General features: G+C 65.2%; 7 protein-coding genes. 2 read left to right on the top strand and 5 right to left on the bottom strand.

The window, feature by feature from the left end:
- Positions 1-11 precede the first annotated feature (11 nt).
- Positions 12-6,056, top strand: a complete 6,045-nt coding sequence (locus IYX23_RS12320; protein WP_196393026.1) for an apolipoprotein acyltransferase — start codon at positions 12-14, stop codon at positions 6,054-6,056.
- 8 nt (positions 6,057-6,064) lie between these two features.
- Here IYX23_RS12320 and IYX23_RS12315 read toward each other — a convergent pair whose 3' ends face one another.
- Positions 6,065-7,618, bottom strand: coding sequence for an FAD-dependent oxidoreductase (locus tag IYX23_RS12315; RefSeq protein WP_196393025.1), 1,554 nt, complete (start codon positions 7,616-7,618; stop codon positions 6,065-6,067).
- 352 nt (positions 7,619-7,970) lie between these two features.
- Between IYX23_RS12315 and IYX23_RS12310 the strand changes: the two genes are divergently transcribed.
- The gene (locus IYX23_RS12310; RefSeq protein ID WP_246716741.1) at positions 7,971-9,596 is read left to right on the top strand and encodes an outer membrane beta-barrel protein; all 1,626 of its coding nucleotides are present in this window, start codon (positions 7,971-7,973) and stop codon (positions 9,594-9,596) included.
- A 54-nt stretch (positions 9,597-9,650) separates the two neighbouring features.
- Here the strand turns inward: IYX23_RS12310 and IYX23_RS12305 are convergent, their stop codons facing one another.
- The 4 genes from IYX23_RS12305 to IYX23_RS12290 all read right to left on the bottom strand — a co-directional run bounded on the left by IYX23_RS12305 (position 9,651) and on the right by IYX23_RS12290 (position 12,554).
- Positions 9,651-10,646 (bottom strand): hypothetical protein, encoded by a 996-nt coding sequence (locus tag IYX23_RS12305; RefSeq protein ID WP_196393024.1) that lies wholly within the window; start codon positions 10,644-10,646, stop codon positions 9,651-9,653.
- Positions 10,647-10,654: 8 nt separating this feature from the next.
- Complete coding sequence (locus tag IYX23_RS12300; protein WP_246716739.1) at positions 10,655-11,371, bottom strand: aldolase/citrate lyase family protein; 717 nt, start codon at positions 11,369-11,371, stop codon at positions 10,655-10,657.
- A 74-nt stretch (positions 11,372-11,445) separates the two neighbouring features.
- Positions 11,446-11,745, bottom strand: a complete 300-nt coding sequence (locus IYX23_RS12295; RefSeq protein WP_196393022.1) for a (2Fe-2S) ferredoxin domain-containing protein — start codon at positions 11,743-11,745, stop codon at positions 11,446-11,448.
- A 5-nt stretch (positions 11,746-11,750) separates the two neighbouring features.
- Entirely contained in the window at positions 11,751-12,554 is an 804-nt protein-coding gene (locus tag IYX23_RS12290) for an NAD kinase (protein ID WP_196393021.1), read from the bottom strand.
- Positions 12,555-12,599: the final 45 nt, after the last annotated feature.

The raw sequence follows: 12,599 nt of genomic DNA, 5'->3' as shown, positions 1-12,599 counted from the left end.
GGAGAGGGCGAATGGCGACATCGGGAAAGATCCAGGACGCGGCGTCCGCCGCTCTGACGGCGATCGAGGAGGCGCTGGATATCGGCGCGCCGCCGAACGCCGCAGGCGCTGCGGATGAGGCGAACAACCGGTCCGGCCCGCCCCAGAGCCCGAGAGCGGAAGCGCACGCCGGGGACCAGCGAAAGCCAGCCTCGGCCTACGGCGAGCAGCAGAACCGCGTTCAACCGCAGACCGGAGCGATGGCGCCCGCCCTTGCGCCCGCGAACGACGACCGCCGCACGGTCGGCGAGTTGCGGCAGGCGCTGCAGATCAAGCCCAACCGCTCGATCATGGCGCTCACCTTCGCCTCCATGGGACTGTGGGCGGCCTGCTGGGCCTTGTATGTTTATTTCCATCAAGCCGAAATCCTCGACTCCGACGGATTGACGCTCGCGCCGAAGCCGGTTTTGACGCTCGCCGCGCTGCTCGCGCCTCTCGTCTTTCTCTTCCTCACCGGACTGATGGCGCGCCGCGCCCATGAGATGCGGCTCATCGCCAACTCCATGACCGAAGTGGCCATTCGGCTGATCGAGCCGGAAACGGTCGCCACCGAACAAGTCGTCTCGCTCTCTCAGGCGATCCGGCGCGAAGCCGCCTCCATGGGAGACGGCATCGAACGCGCGCTGGCAAGGGCCGGCGAATTGGAAGTGATCGTGCGCACCGAGGTGACCAACCTCGAACGCTCCTACACCGAGAATGAACGGCGCATTCGGCTTCTCATCGACGAGCTGACCCGCGAACGCGAAGCGATCGTCGTCAACGCCGACAACGCCCGTACCGCGCTCTTTGGCGCGCGCGAGACGCTGTCTCAGGAACTCGCCACGACCTCGGTCCATCTCGCCGAAGCGGTGAGCCAGGCAGGCGCGCGCGTCACCTCCTCGCTCGGCTCCAAGGGCGAGGAGATCCGGCTCGCGCTCGACGAAGCGGGCGACGCCTTTGAATCGACCTTGGCCAGTCACGGCGAAAGAGTGCTGATCGCCCTGACCCAGACCGGCGACGAAGTCGCGCAGAAAGTGACCGGCGCGAGCGAGGACGTCAGCCGCCGTTTCGCCGACGGAGTCGAGGAAGTTGGCCGCAAGCTGGAAGCCGCGAGCGAAGCGATCGCCGGCGATTTCGGCGCGCGCGGCGCGGATGTGCTCGAACGGTTCGAAGAGCTCGGCGCGAGTTTTTCCGAGGCGATCGGCGGCCAGGGGGAGCGGATCGTCGCGCAGCTCGCTGAGACCGGCGGCGCGCTTCGCGAAACGATCGAGACGCAGGGCGGCGCCTTTGAGCGTTCGCTCGCCGAAACCCAGGAACGGCTCACGACCCGCGTCGCCGAACATGTCGAAAACGCCAGGGCGACCTTCGAAACGGCGGAAACCCGAATCGTCGGCCTGCTCAAAGACACGCATCAGAAGGCGCAGAACGAATTCGAGTTGCGCGGACAAGCGCTTCATGACGCAATCTCGCGCAGCCTGAACCAGAGTTCAACGGCGCTTGTCGAACAGGTCGACGCCGTGCAGACGCGTTTCGTCGCCGCTGCCAGCGAAGCGGTGTCGGCGATCGGGGAGCACGGCGACCGAGTCAATGAAACGCTCGCCGAAAACTTCCAGGCCTTCGAACAGACCGTGCTCGGCCGCGGCGGCGAAGTTGCGGAACGGATCGCCGAACGCGGGCTGCAGATCGAGACCACTCTCGCCGAGCGGCTTGCCGCCTTCGAAGACGCCGTGGTGCGCAACAGCGCGGAAGCGGCCATGCGCGTCGCTGAACATGGCGACCGTGTCAGCTCAGTCATTTCGGACGGTCTAAGCGCGTTCGAAGACACATTCGCGCGCCACGGCGAGGAAGTCGTCTCGCGCGTCGCCGAACACAGCGAGCGGGCCGCGACGACCGTTGCGACGCAGCTCGCCGCCTTCGAGACGGCGGTTGCGCTACGCAGCGAGGAACTTTCGCAGAGCGTCGGCGAGCACAGCGAGCGCGCAACATCGGCGCTCTCCGCGCAGCTCGCCGCATTCGAAGAGTCGGTCAATAGCAGCAGCGGCGAAATCGCCGAACGGGTCAGCGAACAGAGCGAGCGCGCGACGGCGACATTGTCGGCTCAGCTCGCAGCATTCGAGGAAGCCGTCACGCAGCACAGCGACGACGTCGCGACGCGCGTAATCGAACATGGCGGACGCGCGACGTCCACCATTGCGACCCAGCTCGCCGCCTTTGAGGACACGGTCGCCCGCCACAGTGGGGAAATCGCGCAGCGCGTCAGCGAACATGGCGAACGGGCGACGTCGACGCTGACGTCGCAGCTCGCCGTCTTCGAAGAGACGGTCGTGCGCCACAGCGACGACATCGCCTTGCGCGTTGGCGAACAGAGCGAACGTGCGACATCGACGCTCGCAGCTCAGCTGGCCTCGTTTGAGGACGCAGTCACGCGCCACGGAGAACAGATCGCGCAGCGTGTCGGCGAGCAAGGCGAGCGCGCAACATCGACGCTCTCGGCGCAACTCACCGCCTTTGAGGACTCCATCAGCCGCCACGGCGACGAGGTTGCCGAACGCGTCGGCGAGCGTGGAGAACGCGCCGCATCGACCCTCTCCGCGCAGCTCGCCGCTTTCGGAGAAGCCGTCGAGCGTCACAGCGAAGAAATCACCCAGCGCGTCAGCGAACACGGCGAACGCGCCACGGTGGCCTTTTCGCAAGGCCTGTCGACGTTCGAAGACGTCGTCGCGCGCCAGGGCGAAGATTTGGCGGCCCGGGTCGCGGCCCGCACCGAGCGCGCCGCCGCAGAACTTGGCGGCAAACTCGCCGCCTTCGAAGACAGCCTCGCCCGCAACAGCGGACAGGTCAGCGACGCTGTCGCGCAGAGTCTTGAAGCGATCGAAAACGTGCTTGTGCGCCAGGGTGGCGAGATCGCGCAGCGCCTGGCGGCGCACGCCGGTAGCGCCGAAGTCGATCTCGCCGAAAAGCTAGGCTCCTTCGAAGACGCCGTTAAGCGTCACAGTGAAAGCGTGGCGTCGGTCGTCGGCGAACATGCGACGCGCGTCGACCAATTGCTCGACGAGCGGCTCAACGCGCTCGAGACGGCGGGAATGCTCGTCGCCAAAACCATGGAGACGACGCGCGAACTCGCGCTGCAAGAATTCGAGGCGCATGGCGCGGCGTTGCGCGACAAGCTTCGCCAAAGCGTCGCCGACGCCTCCTCGGCTCTCGCCGAAAACGCCACGACAATGCATGAGCGCTTCGCCAATACGGCGAGCGACGCCGTTTTGGCGATCGCCACGCAGGGCGAGCGGCTGCATGAATTGGTGAACGATCGATTCGGCGCCTTCGAGAACGCCGTCCTGTCAGAAAGCAAAGACGTCGTGGCCTCGCTGGCCGACCATGGCGAGCGCATCGCGGTCACGCTCGGCGAACAGCTCACCCAATTCGAGAATGCGCTGCTTCGCGACGGCGGCGAACTCGCCGACCGGGTCGGCGCGCAGGCCGAACGCCTCAGCGCCGAACTCACGCAGCGCTTCGCTGTCGTCGAAGACGTGATCGGCGGCAAGGGAACTCAGCTTGTCGACAATCTGACGACGCGGACGATGGACGCGGCCGCACGACTCGACGTGCAGGCGCAAGAGATAACGCATCGGATCGACGACCAGCTGCAGTCGCTCGACGAGACCATCCGTATGCAGGGCGGCGCGCTTGTCGAGAGGCTCTCGGCGCAAGTCGAGCATTACAACGCCCGGATCGGCGACAATTCTCGCCATTTCGCCGATGAGATCGACGCGAGACTGGCCGAAATCGACGGCGCGATCGAGAGCAAAGGCGGCCATCTGGTCGAAAAGCTCGGCGCGCGCGCGATCGACATCGCGTCGACGATGTCGAACAAGATCGAAGCCTTCGAGAACGTCGCCAACGCCAGAACAATGGAGGCGGCGGACCGTATCGACGAACTGGTCGGCCGCGTTGACGCGGGCCTGGGCGTCGGCGGCCAGATGCTGCAGGAGGCGCTCTCCAAACACGCGGCTGAAGTCGCGCGGGTGATGGAGGACGGCGGGCGCCAAGTCATGCAAACGCTCGACGCAAAGATCAAAGACGTCGACTGGGTGCTGCTCTCGCGCTCGAGCGAACTTGCCCATACGATCGCCTCCAGAACAGAGGAAATCAACGAAGCGCTGGGCGGACACGCGAAGGAGCTGGAAACGACCCTCGATGGACGCATCGCGCTGCTCGAGAACAATGTGATCAGCCGGCTCGGCGCCGTTTCTTCGGAAATTGACGAAGGAGGCCGACTGGTCGTGGACACGATCGGCGCCCGTCTGCAGGACATCAAAGACGTTCTCGCCGTCGCGCGGCGCGAATTCGATACGACGCTTCATGCGCACATCGGTGATCTCGGCCAGTCGCTCGCCGAACGCGTCGCGGAGATCAGCGGCGCGCTGGATGAGCGCCTCACGCAATTGCAGACCGTGCTCGACGCGCGCGGCGGCGCCGTCGCCCAGGAATTGACGACGATCGGCGATCTCGTGACGACCGCCGTTGAAAATAGTAGCGCCGCCCTTGTCTCGCGCCTTGGCGTCAAGCGCGACGAGCTGACGAACGCGCTGGACGCCTCCCGCGAGGCGCTGGCGCTGACGCTGGAGACCAGCGCGCAGACCTCGATTGCGGCTCTGCTGGAGACAAACGAAAAGATTCGCGCCGAGCTGCCCACCCTGCTCGACACGCTCGGCGAGACAAATGCCTCGCTCCATGCGGTCATCGATAAGACCGGCGGGAATCTGGTCACGCTCGAACATGAACTCGGCAGACGCCTCGCCGAGTTCCACGGCGCGCTCAACGAGGCTTCGACGCAAGTTGAACATATCAGCGCATTGGCTGGCGGAACGATGCAAGACGCCAACGCCATCGTCGCGGCGCTCGACGAACGACAGCACACGCTCGCGCAGAGCGCGGAAAAACTGGCGCAAAGCCAGGAGGCGCTCGACGCCGTGATGGCCGCCCGCCGCCGTTCGCTCGAAGATCTGGTGACGCTCATCGAAGGCCGGCGCGCCGAATTTGAAAGCGCCATGACACAGTTCAGCGAATTGATGGACCGTTCCTTCCGCTCGATCGAGACGCGGTCGCGCGACCTTGGGGGAGAGCTGAGCGAAACCTCCCGGCAAACCGCCGATCTGATCGAGACGCGCTTTGCGGCGGTGCGCGCCGCTGCGGAAGGCGAACGCGAGCAGACGTCGGAGGCGCTGCGCGCCGCCTTCTCGGAAACCAATGAAGAGATCACCCGTCTCTTCGGCGACGCGCGCTCGAAATTCGACGCCGCGACAGACGAGATTCGCGGCCTCGCGCGCAACATTCACCGCGAGATCGAGGAGACCCGCGAGGAGGTGCGGCGCGGCGCGACTGAAATTCCGCGCGAAACCGCGGAGCAGGCGGCGGCGCTGCGGCGGGTCGTCGGCGATCAGGTGAAGGCGCTGAACGAGCTCACCGACATCGTGGCGCGTTCGGGCCGCGTCTATGACATCGCCGAACAAAGCGCCCCTGCGCTCCGTCAGGCGGTCCAGGATCAGGGAGCGCACGCCGAGCGCCCAGCGCCAGGCGTCGCGCTGGCGGAGCCGACACGCGAGCCGCAAGGCGGATGGCTGAGCAACCTGCTTGCGCGCGCCTCCTTCGACGACGCCGCGCCGCAGCCGCCGCGCCAGGCGCGGTCGTTGGCGACGGCGGGCGCCCTCGACAGCCTGACGCTCGACATTGCGCGCATGGTCGACAACGCCGCCGTCGCCGAGCTATGGCGCCGCTATCAGCGCGGCGAGAAAGGCGGACTTTTCGGTCGCCGTCTCTATACCGCGCAAGGCCATCAGACCTTCGAGGAAATTCGTCGCCGCTATCGCGTCGATCAGGCGTTTCGCGCGACCGCCGATCGCTACGTCCAGCATTTCGAGGATCTGCTCATCGAGACAAGCCGCGGAGACCACGACGGCTCGCAAGCGCTCGACCTGCTGACGGGCGACGCCGGCAAGGTTTACACCATGCTCAGCCACGCCTCCGGACGCTTCGAATAGCTCAAACCCTATTCGATCGATTCCGGCGGCTCGGCGCCGATGCGCGCTTCAAAAGCGACTTCGGCGCGCAGATTGTCGAGATCGCGACCGATGGTCGCGACGGCCAGCAGCCGGTCGCCCTTGAAGTAGGAAACGGCGCAGTCGGCGGCGGCCGGATCGCCTGACATCTCCAGCCGATCCCACGACGCGGCGTTTCCGATATAGGAAATCGCCTCGTCGTAATGCTGGCTCCAGAAGAAGGGCGCGGCGTCGAACTTTTCCTTGCGGCCGAGAATGTTGCGCGCGGCCGTCTGTCCCTGACGTTCAGCGACCACCCAATGTTCGACGCGTATCCGCTCGCCCGTGATCTTGTCGGGCCAGCTGGCGATGTCGCCGGCGGCGTAAATATCAGGCGCGCTCGTCTGCAGATATTCGTCGACGAGCACGCCGCGGTCCACCGCGAGCCCCGCGGACTGCGCAAGCGAGAGATCCGGCTTCACGCCGACGCCGATGACCACGAGATCGGCGTCCAAGGTTGCGCCGCTTTTCAATTTGAGCGTGCGTTCGCCGATTTCCGTCGCCGTGTCCCCGAGATGGAAGATGACGCCGTGGCTCTCGTGGAGCTTTCTCACATGCGCGCCGATTTCGGGCCCGAGAATGCGCGCCATTGGGATCTCCTCGGGCGCAATGACGCGCACGTCGAGACCGCGGGCGCGCAGCGACGCCGCCACCTCCAAGCCGATGAAGCTCGCGCCGATCACGGCCACGCGGCGGGCGCCGGCGCAGGCCGCGATGAGACGGTCGGCGTCGCCACGCGAGCGCAGATAATGAACATGGCTCCGTTCGGCTCCCGGCGTCGGCAGCTTTACGGGAAAAGCGCCCGTCGAGAGAAGCAACGCGTCGTAAGACAGCGCCGCCCCGTCAGCGAAGGTCAGCCGCTTGCCCGCCGGATCGAGCGCTTCGACGCGCTGCCCCAGACGCAGTTGGACGCCGTTGTCTCGATACCAGGCCGGGTCGCGCAATGGCAGCCAGTCCGCCTGCGCGGTTCCGGCCAAATAGTCCTTCGAGAGATTGGGCCGATCGTAGGGCTCGGCCGGATCGGCGCTGATCAGCTCCAGAACGCCGTCATAACCCTCCGCCCTGAGCATCTGCGCAGCGGCGAAGCCCGCGGCGCCGCCGCCGACGATGACGACGCCGCGCGGCTCGGCGGCGCCCTTACGCTCAGGGCGCGCGGGGTCCGGCAGCCTTTCGCGCGCAAACACCTTTCCTTCGACCTGCTCGACCCGCCACCGCGGCAGCGGATCAAAGGCGGGCGCGCGCAACGCGCGGCCGCTGCGCAAGCTGAAACAGGCATGGTGCCAGGGGCACCGGATCGAGCCGCCGACTACGAGGCCCTCGGCCAAGGGTCCATGATAATGCGTGCAATGAGCGCCGATCACGAAGAACTCGTCCCCCTGTCGCGCCATCACCGCGTCCTCGCCGGCCACATGACCAAGCAACGGACGACCTTCGGAAATCTCGGCGGGAGCGACTCCCTGCGTGAAGTCGGGGCCCTCGGGTTGGTTGCGCCCCTCTTCCGTCATGTCGCTCTCCCTGTTCCGCGCCATCGCGCCCTGCGCGCCAGCCTATTGCCACGCTTACTAAAGAGGGCGGCGCTTGAAGAGAGGCAAGCCTCGGTCTGGACGGAAGCGATCGTGATTCGTCAAGAAACGAACATTTGTCACCTTTTTAACGACGAGAGGCGCTGTGAAATCAGCATCGGCGGCCGTGGAACCATCAAAAATTGTGACATTGCCGCCACACTGATTAGAACAAATTTTCGACAGGGCGCTTTTTGCTTAATGATTGAGCAGATGCGCGGACGTTAGGCTTGAACGGAACTTCGCTCGCGAGTGATATCAATCAGATCTCGCCTCCCAGACGGAGTTCCCTGCAATGAAGTGGCCCTATCTTTCGACCGTCGCTGCACTCTCGCTAGCAACCAGCGTCACAAGCGCTGCTTATGCTCAGTCGAAGCTGATGGAGGTCGACCCGACTCTCATCGAAGAGAATCAATCCGCGCCTCCGTCTGCTGCCGCGCCCGTCAGAAAAGGTAGGATCGTCAAGGGTCCGGCCGTGGCGCCGCCGCCGGCCTGGCTCGATACGCTGACCATCGACGGCTACGTCGAAGGCGGCATCGCGCTCAACTTCAATCAGCCGTTCAACAAGCTGAACTGGGGCCACCTCTACACGGACCGCGCGAACTGGCCGACGTTTAACGGCGCCCTCCTGACCGTGCAGCGTCCGCTTGATCCGAAGGCCGTAGGCTATGACTTCGGCTTCAAGTTTCAGGGCATGATCGGCGAGGACATGCGCTACAATCATTACCTCGGCGTTCTCGATTATGCGATCGCCTCGCGCACGCAGATCGGACCGATCGAGGCCAATGTCCAGGCGCATCTTCCCTGGATTAGCCCGATCAGCGAAGGCGGCGTCGACGTCAAGGTAGGCATGTTCGCCACCTACAACGGCGCGGAAGTGATCCCGGCGAAAGACAATCTGTTCTACAGCCACTCCTACATCTTCAACTTCGGTCCGTTTATTCACACCGGGGCGATGATCACGACTCACGTCAAGCCCTGGCTCGACGTTTATACGGGCGTGACCAGCGGCGTGAACACGAGCCTCGGGTGGCCTGGGGACAACAACGCCGCTGCGTCCTTCCACGGCGGTTTCGGCTTCAACCTGCTCGACGGCAATCTGACCATTATGGCGATCACCCATACCGGTCCCGAGAACCAGAGGCAGACCGACCCGCTCGGCGTCGGCTGGCCCGTCGGTTTCGCCAACGGCTTCCCCTTCACCGCGACCGGTTGGCCAAACGTCCTGACGGCGGGCTGGCCGCTCAACCAGGGCGGCTTCGGCGCCCCTGGCCTCTGCGCGTGCGACGTCAACACGGCGATCCGTTCGTTCAACAACCTCACGACGACCTGGAAGGCGACCGAGAATCTGACGTTCATCACCGACATCAGCTTCATGCTGGAAAGCGGCTGGAACAATAGCTCCTTCGGCCTGCCGCAAAAGGCGTGGGGCGCAGCCAACGCCATCACCGGCACGGGATTCTGGGGAACGGCGCCCGCCTATCCGATGGGCGCGCGCGCCTTTGGCATCGCGCAATATTTCTCCTATAAGATCAACGATATCTTCAAGCTCAACGGGCGCGCCGAATTCTATCGTGACAACAACAACTTCTTCGTCAGCGCCTATCCGGGCTATTACGACGCGGTCAATCTGGCGCATGGCTTCTGGTGTCCGTCCTGCATCAACCAGAACCTGGGAACGGGCCTTTACGCTAACAGGCCGCTCTACTCCGGCACGAGCTATCTCGCCTTCACGCTCGGTATGACGATTACGCCTGAACTGCCGGTCAAACTGCCCTACATCACCGGCCTGATCATCCGGCCGGAGCTGCGTTGGGACACGACGGTCAATGGCACCACGCCGTTCTTCAGCCGCAACGGCCTGAGCTCAAACCAGGGCATGTTCAATATGGACGTGATCGTTCCCTTCACGCTCCTTTAGACGCAGTTTTCAAGAGCGACCCAAGCAAGCCGCCCGGTCCGCCGGGCGGCTTTTTTATTGTGGAGGTTCGTCGTTTGCGTGAGTGCGCGGCTGATCGCGCATGAGAATTTCGACGTCCGAGTCCTTGGTCGACTGCACGCGGAAAGTTCCCTGGTAGGTTTTTCCCTCGTGGCGCGCGATGGCGACATATTCGCCTTCGGCCAAAACGAGCGACGGGAAAGCGCCGATCATCTCGCGGATGACGTCGCCGCCCGGCGTGAGCACCGAAAAGCTCGTATTGGCGAGCGCCTCGCCACCCGGCTGCTTGACGAGCTTCAAGGTCATGGTCGCCGCGCGATGGCGCAGGGTCGCCTCGATCAGCTTTCCGGCCGGGATCTTCAAATCCGCCGTAACCACGGAGTTGGTCTGATTCGTCCCGCCCTGAGCGCCCTGCCCGGTGTCGAGCAACGTGGACACGACGTGATAGGCGCCTTCGGGGAGGCAGATCACGTCATCGGAGTTGGCGTTGGCGAGAATGAGCTTCGCTTCGGAATTGCCGCGTTCCGGCACATAGATCGAAATTGAAAGCCGCTGCGCGGGAATTTCTGCGTCGCCCAGCTTGTCAATGAGCTTCAGCCCGCCGGCGTTCAGAACGACCCGCTCGGAAACATTGCCGCCCTCTATCGTGACGCGGCGCGTGACGCCGGCAAGCCCATAGGCGGCATGGACGATATAGGAGCCGTCCGGGAGCGGCAGCGTCGGGATCGCTTCCTCGGACTGCGCCACGAGCTTGTGCGATCCGTCCGGCTGGGCGCTCTCTTCAAAGATGCGCCAGACGAGCCCCGAGTGGACCGGCTGCTGGTCGTTGGCTGCAAGGGTCGCGCTCAGCCGCAGCGTAGCGCGTCTTTCGGTCGGCGGCGCGGCCGACTCGGCCGCATCGCCGGCGCTATGCGGCGGATGGGGACGGCGCGGCGGCTGTTGCTGCGCTTGCGCCGGTTCGGCGAGAAGCGCTGCGCCGGCGAGCGCCGCCGCGGCGGCCCGGCAAAGCGCGTCCAATCGGACTTTTTTCATCGACCTGTCTATGCCGATGATTGCGGTCTTTGTCGATTCTCGCCCGCCGGGAAGACCTCGTGGATGGCCGCGATCTGTCCGGGAAAAAGCGCCATCGCCCCCCGAAAACCGTCGCGGCGCGCCGCCGCATAGGCATCCTCTTCGCCGATTTGCACGGGCGCAGCGAGCGCCGGAACGCCGGCCGAGGCCGCCGCGAGTACGACAGCCCCGCGCGCCATTTGGACAGCGGCGCCGTCGCCGCGGGCGAGGCCCAGCGCCGCGCGCAGCCCGGCTTCGTCAAAGGCCAGCGCCGCAAGACGCGGCGAACCTCCGGCGAGGGAATGCAACGCCAACGCGGCGGCGGGATCGCCCCCAGCGAAGGCGCCGATCCGGGTCGCCCCATCGGCGCGGCCGGCTTGCGCCTCGCGCACGGCGAGCTTCACCAACATGCGCTCCAAGCTGGCGGCGCCGTCACAAGATGGAAGAAAGACGCCGTCCGGTCCCGGGCCGAACAGCGCGTCGAGGTCGGCCTCGATGAGATCGCTCTCGAGAGGGGCGACTTCCACGAAGAGCTTCGGGGCCGCGCTCTTGCCTCGCGTCTCATTAATCAGCGCGCAGGCGCGCGCGCGGGCGCTGCGCCGCGCCTCGTCCTCCGCGCAGGAGCCAAGCCGCAACAAAAGCGCGTCGGCGCCGCAATCGAGCGCCGCCGCGACATCCTCATCGCTGGCGTCGGACTCAAGAATCAAACAGGAGCGCATGCGGGCGGGGCTTTTCTCGGGAGACCTTTGATCCCTTTTAGCACGCGCTGCGGGGCCGCTGATCAGTCCGGGGCCTCGATCGCCTCCAGAACGAAGCGGATCAGCTCGTCGGTCGACGAATAGCTGATCCATTTCCCGCCAGGATAGACGACCGCGACGGGGCCGTGCTCGCACTGGCCGAGGCAGCCCGACTGCGACAGGCGCACGCCGTCGCGTTTGGCGAAGGGCAGCGCCTTGAGCGCTTCCTTCACCTTCGCCAGCGCCTCCTTCGCGCCGTGGTCCTCGCAGGCGGATCGGCCGTCGCGTGTGTTGACGCAGACGAAGACGTGGCGGCGGAAAGGTTTGATCGCTGATTCAGTCATCGTCCTTAGTATCCGAACTGCTCGCGCAGGATTCGTTCTTCCAGCGAATGGCCTGCATCGTGGAGCAGGATCAGAGTGGTGGCGTGGTCCATCACAACGTCCACATAAGCAAGGTCGCGGAATTCGTCATGATCGGCGACGACGGAGACGGGCCGCTTCGCCGCTTCGAGGACCTCGATCCGCACCTTTGCAAGATCGGGCAGCAGCGCGCCATGCCAGCGGCGCGGGCGGAAGGCGGAGATCGGCGTCAAGGCCATCAATGGCGCATCCAGCGGCAGGATCGGACCATTAGCGGAAAGATTATAGGCGGTGGAGCCGGCGGGCGTCGACACCAGCACGCCGTCGGTGACGAGTTCCGGCAGGCGCTCCTGGCCATTGACCAGAATGCGCAGCTTCGCGATCTGCGAGGTCTGGCGCAACAGCGACACCTCGTTGATGGCGTGCGCCGAAAACTCGTCGCCCCGCACATTGACGGCATGCATCAGCAAAGGGTGAATGATCGAAGGCTTGGACTCGGCGATCCGCTTGCGCAGCCCCGTCTCGCGATACTGGTTCATCAGAAAGCCGACGGAGCCGCGATTCATGCCGTAGATCGGCTTGCCAGCGTCCATGAACCGATGCAGCGTGCGAAGCATGAGGCCGTCGCCCCCCAGCGCGACGATGCAATCGGCCTCCTCAGGCGGGCAGTCGCCGTATTTTTCAATCAGGCGCTGGCGCGACTCTTCCGCCTCCGGAGCGCCCGAGGCGAGAAAAGCCAGATGCGCGCACGGCTTCTTCCCGTGACTCTGCGGATCTCCGGCGGCGCCCATCGCAAACTCCCTCTCACGCTCGCCGCAGCCGCCGCGATGCCTTCC

The sequence above is a fragment of the Methylocystis sp. L43 genome (assembly GCF_015709525.1).
Classification (GTDB): Bacteria; Pseudomonadota; Alphaproteobacteria; order Rhizobiales; family Beijerinckiaceae; genus Methylocystis.
Note: the sequence above shows the minus strand (reverse complement) of the source record. Positions and strands in the feature narration are given on the sequence as shown.